Here is a 14,738-nt window from a genome sequence, read left to right as displayed (position 1 = left end):
TCCGGTCTCATCCGGCGGCCGACGGGCGTGCGGTGACGCGCGGGGCCGTGTAGAGGTGCTCGCCGACGCGTTTGACCAGCCGCGCCATCTCATAGGCGATCAGGCCGATGTCGGCGGTCACGGCGGTGAGGACGGCGAGGCAGGAGCCGTCGCCGGCGGCGGCCACGAACAGGAAGCCGTCGTCCATCTCCACCATCGTCTGGCGCACGCCGCCCGCGCCGAAGTGCCGGCCCGTGCCCTTGGCGAGGCTGTGGAACCCGGACGACACGGCGGCCAGGTGCTCGGCGTCCTCCCGGCTGAGGCCGCTGGAGGCACCGACGGCCAGGCCGTCATTGGACAGCACCACGGCGTGCCGTACGTCGCCGGCGCGCATCACGAGATCGTCCAGCAGCCAGTCGAGTTCGCCGGAGTGCCGGCCGCTCGCCGTGGTCGGGTCCTGGATCATGCGCGGTCTCCTTCGTTGCTGTCGGCGCCCGGTGCGCGGCCGGCCGGGCGGCCGGGTGGTCTGCCGCCGCCGCGCGCCCATCCGGCGCGGTAGGCGGCCATGCGGTCCCGGACGATTTCGGGGGTGCGCGAGTCGTCCTGGGACGGGTCGTCCGGCTGCGGGTCCTGCCGTGGCCGTTCGCGCAGTTGGGGCGCGAGGCTCGCCTGCCGTACCCGGCGCGGCAGGTCGTCACTCGCGCCGGACTGCTCGGAGGTGTCCCGTGAGCGGTGCAGGCGCAAGGTGGTCACTCCCAGGGGCGGGGTTTCGCCGGCGGTCTCGGTCGCGAGCGGTTCGGGCGCGGTCAGAGCGGGCCGGCCGGGCGGGACGACCGCCTCCTGGTGCGCCTGTGCGTGCGGGGCGACGGCGCTCACGCGCGCGTGGTCGCGTGCGGTGGGCTGCTCGGTGTGCGTGGCCTGCCGGGGGGAGTGTGCCGCCGTGCCGTCGTGCAGGAGGGCCGTGGGCAGCAGGACCACCGCGGTGGTGCCGCCGTAGGGGGAGGTCTGCAGGTGCACCTTGATGTCGTGCCGGGCGGCGAGGCGGCTGACGACGAACAGGCCCAGCTGGTCGCTGTCGAACAGGTCGAGGGCCTCGGACTGCGCGATGCGCCGGTTGGCCTCCGCGAGCGTCTCCTTGCCCATGCCCAGGCCGCGGTCCTCCACCTCGACGGCGTAGCCGTTGCCGACGGGTTCGCCGGTGACGCGCACGCGCGTGTGCGGCGGGGAGAACTGGGTGGCGTTCTCGATGAGTTCGGCGAGCAGGTGGGTGAGGTCGGCTACCGCGGCACCGGCGACGGATGCCTCGGGGAGCCGGCGTACCTCCACGCGTGCGTAGTCCTCGACTTCGGAGACGGCGGCGCGGACCACGTTGGTCAGCGAGACGGGCGTCCGCCAGGCCCGGCCCGGGGCGGCGCCGGAGAGGATGATCAGGCTCTCCGCGTGGCGTCGCATCCGGGTGGTGAGGTGGTCGAGCCGGAACAGGTCGCCCAGTTCGGTCGGGTCCTCGGCACGCCGTTCCATGCTGTCGAGGAGGGCGAGCTGACGGTGGACCAGGATCTGGCTGCGGCGGGCGAGGTTGACGAAGACGCCGGAGATGCCGCTGGCGAGTTCGGCGCGTTCGACGGCGGCCCGCAGGGCGGCGCGGTGCACGGTGCCGAGCGCCTCGGCGACCTGCCCGACCTCGTCGTCGGCAGCGGGTCCGGGCGGGGCCTCGGCGCGGACGTCGATCTCCTCGCCGGCCCGCAGCCGGCGCATGGCTTCGGGGAGTTCGCGCCGGGCGATCCGCAGTGCGCCGTTGCGCAGGCTGACCAGTTCGACGACGAGGCCGCGGCCGATGCGTACGGAGATGACCAGGGAGGCGACCACGGCGAGCAGGCCGAGCAGGACGGCGGCCCCGGCCGGGGTGAGCAGTCCCCGGGTGAACGGGTCGGCCCGTTCGGCGACGTCGCGTCCTGCCCGGGTCCCGAGATCGCGCATGTCGTCCTGCACGCGCGCGTGGGCGCTGCGCCAGGTGGCGGCGGACGGCAGGGTGTCGGCCCGGGCGCCCGGTTTCGCGGAGAGGACGCCGTCCTCGGCGTCGTTCAGGGCGGCGTAGGCGTTTCCTGCGGCGAGGGCCCGCCAGGCGGTGGCCTCGGGGCCGCGAAGGTCGCCCGCCGCGGCCTCGGTGAGGGTACGGCGGGTGGCGGCGGCGCCGGTGAACAGTCGCAGCCGCTGCGCGTCGAGGCGGCCCGTGGTCCGGGCGCCGGAGAGGACGGCGTCCTCCTGGGCCAGCGCCTCGCCCGCGCGGGCGAACTCCAGCAGCACGCGCGCGTCGGAGCCGAGATCGGCGTCCTGGAAGCCGGTGAGGGCGCCGTCCACGCCGAAGGCCGCGGTGATGGCGTCGGTGTACTGCTGGAAGGCGTCGGTCCAGCCGGCCCGCCCGTCGAGCACCTCGGAGCGCAGTCCGCGCAGCCCTTCCGTGCTGCGGACGAAGGCGTCGAGGCGGCGGGAGACGCCCGCGGGGAGTTCCTGGCCGTCGGCGACGGTGTGGTGGTCGCCGAGCTTGAGCTGCGCCACGGCCAGGTCGGTGCGGGCGGCGAGGTCCTTGAACGCCGAGGCGTCGCCGGCGGCGGGATCGGTCGCGTAGCGGACGGCGGCGGTGCGCTCGGTCTGGAGGGCGGTGACCGCGGCGGTGACGGGGGCGCGGACCTGTGCGTCGACGCGTTGCAGCTGGCGGAGCCGGGAGACGTCCTGGGCGGTGCTGACGGTGGCGTACGCCCACAGGGCGAGCAGGGAGACGACCGGCACCATCAGCAGGCAGACGATCTTGGCGCGTACGGTGCGCGGCCGGATCAGCCGGCGCCCGCCCCGCGCGGGTGGGTTGGGCGTCGTGGCGGCGGGTGCCCCGGGCGCCGTGGTGCCCGCGCGTGCGCCGGGGCTCTCGTCGGCGGGTGGCCCGGCGTGCGCGCGGCGTCCGCGCGCGCGGGGCGGCGCGCCGGCGCCGGCCGTGAGGGTCCTACGGGGTGTACGCATGGCCTCCTCGTTCGGGAGTGGGTCGGGCCGGCGGTGCGGGGCGGTGGCTAGGGAGCGACGCTCTCGACGGGCCGCTGGGCGGAGGCGGAGGCCTCCCGTTCCCCGGCCGTCGGGGACAGTGCGACGAAGGCGGAGGTGATGAAGAGGTAGGACCCGAGGCCGACGGCGAGGGGGAAGATGAACTGCATCGCCGTGGCCCCGGGCAGCACCGTGTCGGAGGGTGTGACGTGCACGCTGACCGCGAACATCGCGGTGTAGTGCATGCTGGTGACGGCCGCGCCCATGACCAGGGAGGCGACGGAGACCGCGAGGGGTGACTTGATGTTGAGCCCCGCCCACAGGGCCGCGGTCGCCGCGACGACGGCGATCAGCACGGACAGGGCGACGCGCGGCGGGTCGTAGTGCACCTGGCCGTGCAGCCGTACGGCGGCCATGCCCAGGTAGTGCATGCTCGCGACGCCCACTCCGGTGGTGAGCCCGCCGATCAGCAGGGCGCGGGTGCGGTCGCGGCTGTAGCCGACGGCGAACACTCCGCCGCAGACGACGAGCATGGCGACGAGCAGGCTGAGCACGGTCAGCGGCACGTCGTAGCGGATGTCGGTGCCGCTGACGGCGAAGCCGAGCATGGCCACGAAGTGCATGGTCCAGATGCCGGTGCCGATCGCCGAGGCGGCGGTGACGAGCCAGTTGCGCCGTGCGCGCCCGGTGGCGCCGAGCGCGCGGACGGTGCAGCGCAGCCCCAGGGCGGCGCCGAGGCAGGCCATCACGTACGACAGCACGGGGGTAAGCCAGCCGAAGGCGGCGTGGTCCAGGTGTCCCATGGCCCAGGGACGCTAGGGGGCACGGGCGCATAAAGGGGGCGCGTTTCGAAAGCTGCTGGAATATGACGCAGAGGTGTGCCGGAACGATCGCATCAGGCTCGAACATGCGCACAGCTGCGTCATCCGTGTCGGTGAGGGGCGATGAGGAATCATGCGGTGCATGAGCGATGACCACACGCATGTTCAGGATTTCTTCACCGCGCGTGCGGCCCACTGGGACAGCCGCTTCCCCGACGACGGCCCGGCCTACGCCGCCGCGGTCGCCGATCTCGGTCTGCGTCCGGGTGATCGGGTGCTGGACGCGGGGTGCGGCACCGGGCGTGCGCTGGCCCCGCTGCGGGCTGCCGTGGGCCCCACGGGCGTCGTCGTCGGCGCCGATCTCACACCGGCCATGCTGCGGGCCGCGGCACGGGCCGGGCGGGACCGGGACGGGGCGCTGCTGCTGGCCGACGTGTCCGCGCTGCCGCTGCGCTCGGCGGCCTTCGACGCGGTGTTCGCGGCGGGGCTCATCGCGCACCTGCCGCGACCGGCCGAGAACCTGCGGGAGGTGGCCCGCGTGGTGCGGCCCGGCGGGGTGCTGGCGTTGTTCCACCCCATCGGCCGGGCCGCACTGGCGGCCCGCCAGGGCCGGCAGATCACCCCGGACGACCTGCGCGCGGAACCCAGTCTCGGTCCGCTGCTCGCAGCTTCGGGATGGCGCATGACGTCGTACACCGACCGGGACGACCGCTTCCTGGCCCTGGCCGTCCGGGAAGGCTGAGCGGCGGTCACAGCCGTCCGGCGACCGCGGCGGCGAAAGCGTCCGGGTTGTCGAACATGACGTTGTGGCCGGCGCCCGGCACGCTCACCACGCGAACGCCCGCGGCCTCCAGCCCGGCGGCGCCGGCCACTTCTCCGCTGAGCTCGCCCTGGAGATAGACCCGCTCCATCGGCAGCTCCTCCAGGAGCGTGCGCATCACCGGGTCGGAGCCGCGCCGCAGACCGACCGCGCTGCGATGCAGGGCGCGCGGGTCGGCCAGCCGCATGGTGGCGGCCCACACGGGCCCCACCGTCTCCAGCACACGCGCGTGGCCGCCGACGGCGAACTCCTCCTCCTCGTAGGCGGCGATGCCGCTGCTGCCCGCGCTGGACGGCGGGTGGCGGTCGAGGTTGGCCTCGGTGAGGACCAGCCGGGAGACCAGGTCGGGTCGCCGGTGGGCGAGCACGAGGGCGACCGAGCCGCCCATGCTGTGCGCGATCAGCTCCGCACCGGTGACGTCCGCCGCGTCCAGGGCGGCGGCGAGCGCGTCGGCGTGCTCTTCGAGGGTGTAGCCGAAGTGTGCGGGCCGGTCGCTGATGCCGTGTCCGGGCAGGTCGACGAACAGGCTGCGCCGGCCCGCTAGTTCGGGTCGGGCCGCGATGTGCGCGTGATAGACGGACGACGCGGCGCCCAGCCCGTGCACGTACACGCGCGCGGGTTCCGCGCCCCGCGTCTCCGTCCAGCGTATCTGGCTGCCTCTGCCGTCGAATTCGGCCTGCCTCATCAAGTCCTCCCGTGTACGCCGGTGTCGGCACGACGCCGCGACAATACATCGTCACCGAGGTATAGAGAAGTCGCAGTATCGCGCTGCCGATGTACCACCTGAATGAGGCAGAATGCGGGCATGCTGGAGCTCGCCATCCTCGGTTTCCTCTACGACGCCCCACTGCACGGCTACGAACTGCGCAAACGCATCACGGCCCTGACCGGGCACGTCCGTCCCGTGGCGGAGAGCACGCTGTATCCGGCGATCAAGCGCCTGGAGAAGGCGGGGCTGCTGGCGCGCGCCACGCAGCCCGGTGCGGTCGCCGCGCCCAGGCACGTCCTGACCCTGACCGACCAGGGCAGGCGGGAACTGCGCCACCGTCTGGCCGAGCCCGGGCCGCAGGACATCACCGACGAGAACCGCTGGTTCACGCTGCTCGCCTTCCTGCGGCACCTCGACGACCCCACCGCCCAGGCGGCCGTACTGCGGCGCAGGCTGGCGTTCCTCGAGGAACCGGCCAGCTTCTTCTACGACGGTGACCGGCCGGTACGGGCGGAGGAACTGCCGGACCCCTTCCGGCGGGGCGTCCTGACCATCGCCCGCGCCACGTCCGAGGCCGAACTCACCTGGCTGCGCGAGACGCTGGCGTCACTGGGAGGCTGAGCCGTCCGTGTGCCGCACGGGGCAGCCGCGCAGGCCGGGAACCGGGTGAGTGCCCAGATCGTTCAACCGGTAGCCGCCGGGATAGCTCTTGATCTCCCAGTTCTGGCGCGCGAAGTGCGGGGCGCGTCGCGGCGGCAGCAGTCGGACCAGGCGTCCCCGGGTCCGTACCGCGCGGCGCACCAGCGTCTGGGCGGCGGGGCCGGGCGGCGGGTAACGGAAGGCGCGCAGCAGCGGCTCGTCGAGCAGGGCGAGCGTGCCGGTGCGCAGGAGGGGGGCGAGCGGGCGTGGATACCAGGAGGCCATCAGGTCGAGTGTGGCGTCGGATACCCGGCGCGCGGACTCGTCCCAGGCGAAATGGGCTTCTTCGTAGGCGTCGAGGCAGGCTTCGAATTCCTCGAAGTCGGCGGGGATGTCCTTGATGCCCATGTGCCGGCCGAGCGTGCGGAAGTGCTCGCTGAAGGCGACGGTCTCGTGGCGGGACAGTTTGCGCCAGCCGTAGGCGTCGATCCAGCGTCGCGGCATCACGACGAACGTGCACAGCACATAGCGCATGTCGTCGTTGCTGATGTCGTAGCTGCGGTGCATCTGGTTGACGCGGCGGATCGCCGTGCGGCCCGGCGTGCCGGCGAAGCCGTGCTCGACGATCGCGTCGAGCAGGAGCGCGGTGTCGTCGTAGCGCTTCTGCGTGCGGTCCGTGAGTTCGGCGGTCTGCGCGAGGAGCCGGCCGATGCTCGGCACGGCGTAGGTGCGGTAGAGGGCCAGTTCGAGGGAGCGGGTGTAGTCCCAGGGGAACTCGTAGGCCGAGACCAGCCGGAGGATCTCCGTCGCGTCGCGGTACGGGTCCATCTCCCGGATCTGCCGGAGTCGTTCGTAGCGCTTCACCGCACCGTCCCTCTTCTGCCGCCAGGGCTCCAACTCTACGTTGAACAGGAGCAGATGAACGGCACGAGCGGAGCGGTCGGTCGGTCGGTCGGTCGGTCGGTCGGTCGGGACACTCTCCGGGAGAAGGGACGGTCACCATGTTCGGCAGGGTGCGCAAGGCCAGTGCCACATTCCTCGGTTCGGTGCGGACACGGACGCACAGCGGGCGCGACGCCCGCCCGCACAACCTGTTCGAGGCAGCCGCCGTATACGTCTCGGCCAGGGCGGAGGACGACCAGGAGCGGGTGGACGAGGCGGTCGGCTGGGTGTCCCCGGAGGCGCTGTCGTTCGGGGTGAGCGAGCTGGCGTGCCGCGCGGTCGTCGCGCTGGCCCGGGAGCGCGGTGAGTCACCGCGGGAGGTGGCGCGGGCGCTGCTCGGGTTGCCGGCGTCCTGACCTGCCCGCGGACGCTTGTCCGGGGCGGTCGATTCGCCCCCGTCCAGGCGGAAAACTGCAGCTCCGGGTGCCCTTGGGAGTCGTGACAAGCGGCTCGGGGGCGCACTAAGGTGCGCGCCGTTGGACGAAATGGATGGGGAGGCTGGGATGGCAGGGACGGACGAGGACGCCGTCGCCGCCGCGGACGACGCGCTCTATGTGCTCACTGCGGTGCTGCTGACGCCGGCGCAGTTCCCGAGCGTGCTCGGCGACGACTATCCGGAGGCGTGTGCCGCGCTCGGCCTCGCGCCGCTCGCCGACGGCTACGGCCTGGTGCTCGGCCAGGACGGCACGGGCGCGCGCTGGACGGTCGTCACGGACGATGTGTCGCTGGTCGCCGTCGCCATCGCCTCGTGGGACTGCGGGATGGAGTACGAGCTGTCGCCGGACGAGCGGTCGGTCGTCACCGCGCTGCCCGGCTGGCCGCTGTACGTCGCCGTCGCCGCGCCCGGCCTTCCCGAGCCGCACGATCCCGGGCAGGAGGACGCCGACGGGCCGGTGCTGACGCCGCCGGACACATCCTTCTGGGGCCCTGCGCAGCGCCGCCTCGGTGCGGACGAGGTGGCCCTGCAGTGGTCGGCATGGCGGGACCAGGTCGACGACAGCAGCTTCGCGCGACCCGCCGCCGACGGGGAGGCACCTACGGCGCGGGACGTCGCGGCGCAGGACCCCGCGGCACACGACCCCGTGGTTCCGGGCGGCACGGACGACGAGTCGATGAAGGACACGGGACCGGTCGGCGTCGGGGCCGGCCGAGAAGGACGGCCGGACGCGCAGCCCGTGGCGGAGGCGTCCGGGGAGGGGTCCTCGCCGAGCGGCGTCCGCCGGGTGCTGGACGAGGTCCGTTCCTACGTGGACGCGCCGCCGCCGCTGGGCAGGGTGCGGTCGTCGTTCGCCCCGGGTGACGCGCGGACGCTGCGCGCCGACGGGCCGGGATGGTCACTGGTGGCCCGGACCGACGACATCGCGTTCGTGCTGTTGGACGAGCGGCCGGGCGAGGTCGTGCCGGTGGGCCGGGGGCCGGAGCTGCCGGGGCTGCTGGAGGCCCTGGACAAGGTGGCCGTGCGCCCCAGCTGACCGCGTGCGCACGGCGCGACCGGTGACCTCGGGCGCGCTGAGACCCCGCTCGAGGCCCCGCTCCCAGACCCCGCTCTGACGCCCGTCAGTACATCGCCGTGTGAGAGCGACCGCAGAGCATGGTGGTTCGCCCCATGAAAGGGGAGCTTTCCCTGGGGTGCCACACCATGGCCGCTGGGCCACGGGACCGCCACGATGGGGCGGCCGCGGGCCGGCTCGACAGCCGCTGCCCGCACTGTCCCCGCCGTTCCCGCTGTCCCGGAGGCCGCGATGCGCTTGTCCCGAGGAATCCCACTCGCCGCCGCCCTGCTGGCCGCCACCGTCACCGGTCCCCTACCCGCCGCCCATGCCCAGCCGCCCGGGCACTGCGCGGGGCTGGAGACGGTCCGGGTCCCCGGCGCCGAACTCCAGCGCAGCGCCTGCCTGCCCGACCTGACCACCACGGCGCTCGCCGGCACCCCCTACACCGACACCGCCGACCAGGCCGGGCTCACGGCCGCGGCCACCCGCACGCCGTCCGGGGTGCCGGGGGCACAGATCGACGGCTACTTCCCGGACTCCTCCCACTTCAACACCACGCACGGCTGGCGGCACGACGCACAGTTCGTGATCCGGCTGCCGGACCACTGGAACGGCGGCCTGGTGGTCACCGGCGCACCGGGCACGCGCAAGCAGTACGCCACCGACAAGGCGATCTCCGACCAGGTCCTCGCTCTCGGGTACGCCTACGCCGCCACCGACAAGGGCAACAACGGGGCCGACTTCTACCGTGACGGCACCCGGCCCGGTGATGCGGTCGCCGAGTGGAACACCCGGACCACCCAGCTCACCCGCGCCGCCCGCCGGGTGGTCGCGCAGCGGTACGGCCACCCGCCCCGGCGCACCTATGTCACCGGTATCTCCAACGGCGGCTATCTCACCCGGTGGCAGCTGGAGAACCATCCCGAGCTGTACGACGGCGGCGTGGACTGGGAGGGCGCGCTGTGGACCACGCGCGGCCCCAGTCTGCTCACCTCCCTGCCGACGGCCGTGGCCCGGACGCTCGGCGCGGCACGGGACGAGGATCTGTACGCGGCGGGCTTCGCGCGGGGCTCCGAGTTCCTGTGGCCGTACCACGAGAAGGCGTACTGGGGCGTGACGCAGAAGATCTACCGTGCTGAGTTCGACCCCACCTACGATCCCGGCTGCCCCGGTCCGTCGGCCGGGACCACCGCTGAGCAGATCCTCGCACCGTGCGCCTCGGACGCCACGTACGACTACGCCTCGCGTCCCGCCGCCGTGCACCGGGCCGTGGCCCGAGTTGCACTGACCGGCCGCATCGGCAGGCCGCTGATCACGCTGCACGGCGACCTGGACGCACTGTTGCCGAAGGCCGCCGACTCGGACGTGTACGCGCGAATGGTGGACGACAGCGGGCGCGGCGCGCTGCACCGGTACTACACGATCGCGGGCAGAACACACGTCGACGGGCTCTACGACGCCTACCCGGACCGACTGCGGCCGATCCTGCCCTGCTACCGCTCGGCCTTCGACGCGCTCGTCTCCTGGGTGGAGCGCGGCACCGCGCCGCCCACGGACCACACGGTGGCGAGGCCCGCGAGCGGCGATGTGGTCGACGCGTGTGCGCTGGCTGCGCACACAGCGGGCCGGTAGGACCTCAGTGGCCCAGCTCCTTGCGCGTGACGCGGCGCAGCCTGCGCCGCTGTGCGGGGTCGAGGGTCAGGTACGCGGCGGTCGGGACGCCGACGACTATCAGGAGCGCCGCCCACCAGGGCAGCCAGATCAACAAGAGCAACCCGACCGCCACACCCCCTACGGCGATCTTCGCGTTCTTCGACATGTGCGTCGCCTCCTTCGCGGCAGCTGCCGCTGTCTGTGGTGGAAACGCCTCCGCGACCCCCACAGTTCCGGCCGCCGACCCTGACAGAGCCCTGAGACGCGTCCCCTACGGGTCGCCGTCCGGCAGCCACCCCACCCATAGTGACCCGCCTCACACGGCGGTGGCACCGGTCCGGCGTGGCTGTGCTGTACTCTCGGCGGCTCCCGCCTCAGTAGTCAAATTTGAGGAGTGCGCTTCCGTCGTGCTGCGTCTTCCCTCGGCCGCCCCGCCCGCGTCCTCGCCCGACCAAACCGAACTGGCCGTCTGCAGCGCCGTGTTCGTGCCCGGCGACCCGCCCCGTACCGGCGCCGTCGCCTTCTGGCGGCCGGACGGCGATGCACCCCTGCCCCCGGCGTCGGGCACCGTCTCGGACCTGACCGTCTCGGACCTGACCGTCGCGCTGCCCGGCGAGCGCGGCGTGGAGCCGGTGACCGTGCCCGCGCTGCTGCTGCCGGTGCGCACCGCGCTGCCGGTCCTCATCCACGCGCGTGCCGCCGGGTACGGACATCACGCGGCCGCCTTCTGGGGCTCGGCCGCCGTCCTTGCCCTGCACTTCGCGGCTCGCGGACTGCTGCTGCCCGGCCTGTCCACAACCGGCCACGACGCCTGGCGCTCGGGTCCGCACACCGCCCAGGACCTCGAGCACGTCCGCCGGCTCGCCGCCTCCATGCCCCCTCAGGCCCACGCCGTCCCCCTCGGCTCCTCGCGGCCCCTGCGGCTGCCCGATCCCGAAGGGCTCGTGCGGGCCTTCCTGGACGCGGTCGCCGACACGCTGCCCCGCTCGCCGGCCGCTGCCGCGGTGACCGGCGGTCCGGCCTTCGCCGCGCGGGAGCCGCAGCGGGTGCCCGAACTGCGCGCCTGGGCGGCCGACATCGCCGCCGGCCACGACGCGGGACTGCGGCTGTCCCTGCGCGTCGAGGTGCCGGGGCTCACCGAGACGACACAGGACGACGTCACGGCGGCGGAGCAGGACGACAAGGGGCTGGACGACAGGGGGCTGGACGAGGGGGCGCCGCGCTTCCGGGCCGTGCCGCAGCTGCACAGTGTGCGTGATCCCGCGCGCGTGGTCGCCGCCGCCGACCTGTGGGCGGCTCCGGAGGCCGCGGGCGACGCGTTCGGGCCACGCGCGCGTATGGACGCGCTGGTCGCGCTGCGCCGCGCGACGCGGGCCTGGCCGCCGCTGGCCCCGCTGCTGTCGACGGCCGTACCCGACGCCCTGGAGCTGGCCGACGAGGAGGTGACCGATCTGCTCGGCGCCGGTGCGCGCGCCCTCGCCCAGGCCGGCGTGGAGGTGCACTGGCCCCGGCCCCTGGCCCGCACGCTGACCACCCGGGCCGTCGTGGGGCCACCCGACGACCCCGACGACGCGGAGGCGTCCGGCAACGGCTCCACGCGCGTGCCGTCGCTGCTGTCCGCCGACGCGGCGCTGTCGTTCTCCTGGTGGTTCGGTCTGGGCGGGCAGCAGCTCACGCGGGACGAACTGGACCGGCTCGCCGAGGCCGGGCGGCCTCTGGTGCGGCTGCGCGACCGGTGGGTCCTGATCGACCCTCAGGAGGTGCGCCGGGCCCGCGCACGGCGGACGCACGACATCACGCCCATCGACGCGCTCGGTGCCGCGCTGACCGGCGCGACGGAGGTCGACGGCCGCCGTGTCGAGGTCCGGGCCACCGGCTGGCTCGCCGGGCTGCGCGACCGGCTCACCGATCCGGACGCCGCCCAGGAGATCGCCCAGCCCGCCGCGCTGGCCGCCACTCTGCGCGGCTACCAGCGGCGCGGGCTGACGTGGCTGGCCCGGACCACATCCCTGGGCCTCGGCTGCTGTCTGGCCGACGACATGGGGCTCGGCAAGACGATCACCCTGATCGCGCTGCACCTGCACCGGCAGACCGACCCGGCGAGCGCGGGACCACCCTGGTCGTGTGTCCGACGTCCCTGCTGGGCAACTGGCAGCGCGAGATCGAGCGGTTCGCGCCGGGCACCGCCGTACGCCGCTTCCACGGTCCGCGACGCGATCTGGAGGCCGTGGGCGACGGCGAGTTCGTGCTCACCACCTACGGCACCCTGCGGCAGGACGCCGGGCCGCTGGCCGCGGTGTCCTGGGGCCTGGTCGTCGCGGACGAGGCCCAGCACGTGAAGAACCCCCACTCCGCGACGGCACGCGCCCTGCGCACCCTGGGCGGGCACGCACGCGTGGCGCTCACCGGCACCCCGGTGGAGAACAACCTCTCGGAGCTGTGGGCGATCCTCGACTGGACCACCCCCGGTCTGCTCGGCCGCCTCGGCGCCTTCCGTACCCACTACGCGCGGGTCGTCGAGAGCGGCGAGGACCCTGCCGCCGCCCAGCGGCTGGCCCGGCTGGTGGGCCCGTTCCTGTTGCGCCGGCGCAAGTCCGACCCGGGGATCGCGCCCGAGCTGCCGCCCAAGACGGAGACCGACCGCGCGGTCGCCCTCACCGCGGAGCAGGCGGGCCTGTACGAGGCCGTGGTGCGCGAGACGCTCGCGCGGATCTCCGAGGCGGACGACATGGCCCGACGGGGGCTCATCGTGAAGCTGATGACGGCCCTGAAGCAGATCTGCAACCACCCGGCGCAGTTCCTGAAGGAGGAGGACCCGCGGATCGCCGGGCGTTCGGGGAAGCTCGAGCTGCTCAACGAGCTGCTGGACACCATCCTGGCGGAAGGGGCGAGCGTCCTGGTCTTCACCCAGTACGTGGGCATGGCCCGGCTCGTCGAACGCCATTTGGCCGACCGCGGGGTGGCGACGCTGTTCCTGCACGGCGGGACCCCGGTCGCCCAGCGGGAGACGATGGTACGGCGCTTCCAGGAGGGAGAGGTGCCGGTGTTCCTGCTGTCGTTGAAGGCGGCCGGCACCGGGCTGAACCTGACCCGGGCCGAGCACGTCGTCCACGTCGACCGGTGGTGGAACCCGGCCGTCGAGGCACAGGCCACCGACCGGGCACACCGCATCGGCCAGACCCGGCCGGTGCAGGTGCACCGGCTGATCGCCGAGGGGACCATCGAGGACCGGATCGGGCAGATGCTCGTCCGCAAGCGGGAGCTGGCCGAGGCGGTCCTCGGCGCGGGGCCGGCGGCGGCCTTGACGGAGCTGACGGACGCGGAGCTGGCCGAACTGGTCGAGCTGCGGGGAGGAGAGCGGTGAACCGGCGGGACGAGGCGACCGAGCGGGTCTTCGAGGCTCTGCCGCCGGTGCGGGGGCGGGGTTTCGCGGTCACCTGGTGGGGACTGGCGTGGCTGAAGGCGCTGGAGGACACCGCCCTTGACAGCGGGCAGGTGAAGACGGGGCGCAGGCTCGCGCGGGCGGGCGCCGTGGGCGCGGTGTCGGTACAGCCGGGCCGGCTCACGGCCGTCGTACGGGGCCGGGACGGCACCGGGTGCCGGGCCGATGTGCTGCTGGCGCAGCTGTCGGAGGACGCGTGGGACCGGCTGCTCGGGATGGCGGTCAAACGGGCGGGGCACGTGGCGGCGCTGCTGGAGCGGGAGATGCCGCCGCATCTGGTCGAGGACGCGGCACACGCGGGTGTCGACCTGTTGCCGGGGATCGGCGACCTCGAGCCGCAGTGCGAGTGCGGCGCCTGGGATCACTGCGGGCACACGGCGGCCCTGTGCCATCAGGTGGCGCGGCTGCTCGACGAGGACCCGTTCGTGTTGCTGCTGATGCGCGGCAGGTCCGAGGGGGCCGTGCTTCAGGCGCTCCAGTCCCGTGACGCGGCGCCCGCGCGGGAGCCGGAGGGCGTGGACGCGGCGGAGGCGTTCGCCGCCGGGGCCGTTCTGCCGCCGTTGCCCGCCCTGCCCGAGCTTCCCGAGGAGCCGGGGCTGCCGCTCTCCCTGGACAGCGATACGCCGGGTCCCGACCCGGCCGCGCTGGAGTTCCTCGCCGCCAGGGCCGCCGACGCCGCCCGTCGATTGCTGGGACAGGTGCTGAGCTCTTCGTCGACGCCGGCGGATGCCGAGCTGACGGCCGCGGAGGACGCCGTACGGATGGCGGCCGGTGAGCCGGGGCCGGAGGTGGCCCGGCGGCTCGCGGTCGCCTCGGGGAGATCGCCCGAGGCGCTGGACCGGGCCGCTCTCGCCTGGCGGCTGGGCGGGGCGGCCGGGCTGTCCGCGCTGGAGGAGGAGTGGGTGGTGCGGTGTGAGGCGCTGGCACGCGCGCGTGCCGCGCTGGACGCGGCGTGGGACGAGGACGAACGCCCACCGCTGCGGGCCGAGGCCAACCGCTGGACGGTGTCCGACGCGCAGGTGCGTCTGGGACGGGACGGCCGCTGGTGGCCGTTCCACCGGGCGCACGGGCACTGGGCGCCGGCCGGCCCGCCCGCCACGGACCCGGCCACCGCCCTCACGGTGGCCCGATCCGCCGACCCGGCGTAGCCCCCGCCCTCACCCCGAATCCGCCGGCCCGGCGCGCCCAGCCCTCACCCCGGATCCGCGGC

Annotated in this window: 12 protein-coding genes and 1 pseudogene; 7 read left to right on the top strand and 6 right to left on the bottom strand. The window is 74.1% G+C overall.

The features are described 5' to 3' along the window. Window positions 1-7: 7 nt before the first annotated feature. From AC0B9F_RS22890 to AC0B9F_RS22880, 3 genes are read right to left on the bottom strand one after another with little or no spacing between them, the layout of a single operon-like run. Complete coding sequence (locus tag AC0B9F_RS22890; protein WP_472005435.1) at window positions 8-445, bottom strand: roadblock/LC7 domain-containing protein; 438 nt, start codon at window positions 443-445, stop codon at window positions 8-10. After that, a complete protein-coding gene (locus AC0B9F_RS22885) occupies window positions 442-2,991 on the bottom strand; it encodes a sensor histidine kinase (RefSeq protein ID WP_472005433.1) in 2,550 nt (849 codons plus the stop codon). The genes AC0B9F_RS22890 and AC0B9F_RS22885 overlap by 4 nt, the downstream gene beginning before the upstream one ends. Window positions 2,992-3,038: 47 nt before the next feature. Continuing rightward, complete coding sequence (locus AC0B9F_RS22880; RefSeq protein WP_472005432.1) at window positions 3,039-3,812, bottom strand: MHYT domain-containing protein; 774 nt, start codon at window positions 3,810-3,812, stop codon at window positions 3,039-3,041. Between the two features lie 160 nt (window positions 3,813-3,972). Between AC0B9F_RS22880 and AC0B9F_RS22875 the strand changes: the two genes are divergently transcribed. Next, entirely contained in the window at window positions 3,973-4,572 is a 600-nt protein-coding gene (locus AC0B9F_RS22875) for a class I SAM-dependent methyltransferase (protein WP_472005430.1), read from the top strand. 7 nt (window positions 4,573-4,579) lie between these two features. Here AC0B9F_RS22875 and AC0B9F_RS22870 read toward each other — a convergent pair whose 3' ends face one another. After that, window positions 4,580-5,335, bottom strand: a complete 756-nt coding sequence (locus AC0B9F_RS22870) for an alpha/beta fold hydrolase (RefSeq protein WP_472005428.1) — start codon at window positions 5,333-5,335, stop codon at window positions 4,580-4,582. 120 nt (window positions 5,336-5,455) lie between these two features. On the opposite strand from AC0B9F_RS22870, the gene AC0B9F_RS22865 reads away from it, so the two are divergent. Next, the gene (locus AC0B9F_RS22865) at window positions 5,456-5,980 is read left to right on the top strand and encodes a PadR family transcriptional regulator (protein ID WP_472005427.1); all 525 of its coding nucleotides are present in this window, start codon (window positions 5,456-5,458) and stop codon (window positions 5,978-5,980) included. On the opposite strand, the gene AC0B9F_RS22860 is transcribed toward AC0B9F_RS22865, so the two are convergent. Next, window positions 5,966-6,862 carry an oxygenase MpaB family protein gene (locus AC0B9F_RS22860; protein ID WP_472005425.1) on the bottom strand — a complete coding sequence of 299 codons (897 nt, stop codon included), beginning with the start codon at window positions 6,860-6,862 and terminating at the stop codon, window positions 5,966-5,968. The two genes, AC0B9F_RS22865 and AC0B9F_RS22860, sit on opposite strands and share 15 nt — an antisense overlap. Before the next feature lie 137 nt (window positions 6,863-6,999). On the opposite strand from AC0B9F_RS22860, the gene AC0B9F_RS22855 reads away from it, so the two are divergent. From AC0B9F_RS22855 to AC0B9F_RS22845, 3 genes are all read left to right on the top strand, one after another. Further along, window positions 7,000-7,296 carry a hypothetical protein gene (locus tag AC0B9F_RS22855; protein WP_472005423.1) on the top strand — a complete coding sequence of 99 codons (297 nt, stop codon included), beginning with the start codon at window positions 7,000-7,002 and terminating at the stop codon, window positions 7,294-7,296. 147 nt (window positions 7,297-7,443) lie between these two features. Further along, entirely contained in the window at window positions 7,444-8,412 is a 969-nt protein-coding gene (locus AC0B9F_RS22850) for a hypothetical protein (RefSeq protein WP_472005422.1), read from the top strand. A gap of 270 nt (window positions 8,413-8,682) precedes the next feature. Next, the gene (locus AC0B9F_RS22845; RefSeq protein ID WP_472005420.1) at window positions 8,683-10,065 is read left to right on the top strand and encodes a tannase/feruloyl esterase family alpha/beta hydrolase; all 1,383 of its coding nucleotides are present in this window, start codon (window positions 8,683-8,685) and stop codon (window positions 10,063-10,065) included. Window positions 10,066-10,069: 4 nt separating this feature from the next. Here the strand turns inward: AC0B9F_RS22845 and AC0B9F_RS22840 are convergent, their stop codons facing one another. Next, entirely contained in the window at window positions 10,070-10,252 is a 183-nt protein-coding gene (locus tag AC0B9F_RS22840; protein WP_472005418.1) for a hypothetical protein, read from the bottom strand. Between the two features lie 241 nt (window positions 10,253-10,493). Between AC0B9F_RS22840 and AC0B9F_RS22835 the strand changes: the two are divergent. Next, a pseudogene (locus AC0B9F_RS22835) lies at window positions 10,494-13,450 on the top strand (DEAD/DEAH box helicase). Further along, complete coding sequence (locus AC0B9F_RS22830) at window positions 13,447-14,676, top strand: SWIM zinc finger family protein (protein WP_472005417.1); 1,230 nt, start codon at window positions 13,447-13,449, stop codon at window positions 14,674-14,676. Before AC0B9F_RS22835 ends, AC0B9F_RS22830 begins: the two are co-directional and overlap by 4 nt. Window positions 14,677-14,738 lie beyond the last annotated feature (62 nt).

The sequence above is a fragment of the Streptomyces sp. NPDC097129 genome, assembly GCF_055668065.1.
Note: the sequence above shows the minus strand (reverse complement) of the source record. Positions and strands in the feature narration are given on the sequence as shown.

What these genes read in the sequence shown, in the direction of transcription:
- AC0B9F_RS22890 (WP_472005435.1), bottom strand. Translation starts at nt 445, where the DNA reads ATGATCCAGGACCCGACCACGGCGAGCGGCCGGCACTCCGGCGAACTC.
- AC0B9F_RS22885 (WP_472005433.1), bottom strand. Translation starts at nt 2,991, where the DNA reads ATGCGTACACCCCGTAGGACCCTCACGGCCGGCGCCGGCGCGCCGCCC.
- AC0B9F_RS22880 (WP_472005432.1), bottom strand. Translation starts at nt 3,812, where the DNA reads ATGGGACACCTGGACCACGCCGCCTTCGGCTGGCTTACCCCCGTGCTG.
- AC0B9F_RS22875 (WP_472005430.1), top strand. Translation starts at nt 3,973, where the DNA reads ATGAGCGATGACCACACGCATGTTCAGGATTTCTTCACCGCGCGTGCG.
- AC0B9F_RS22870 (WP_472005428.1), bottom strand. Translation starts at nt 5,335, where the DNA reads ATGAGGCAGGCCGAATTCGACGGCAGAGGCAGCCAGATACGCTGGACG.
- AC0B9F_RS22865 (WP_472005427.1), top strand. Translation starts at nt 5,456, where the DNA reads ATGCTGGAGCTCGCCATCCTCGGTTTCCTCTACGACGCCCCACTGCAC.
- AC0B9F_RS22855 (WP_472005423.1), top strand. Translation starts at nt 7,000, where the DNA reads ATGTTCGGCAGGGTGCGCAAGGCCAGTGCCACATTCCTCGGTTCGGTG.
- AC0B9F_RS22850 (WP_472005422.1), top strand. Translation starts at nt 7,444, where the DNA reads ATGGCAGGGACGGACGAGGACGCCGTCGCCGCCGCGGACGACGCGCTC.
- AC0B9F_RS22845 (WP_472005420.1), top strand. Translation starts at nt 8,683, where the DNA reads ATGCGCTTGTCCCGAGGAATCCCACTCGCCGCCGCCCTGCTGGCCGCC.
- AC0B9F_RS22840 (WP_472005418.1), bottom strand. Translation starts at nt 10,252, where the DNA reads ATGTCGAAGAACGCGAAGATCGCCGTAGGGGGTGTGGCGGTCGGGTTG.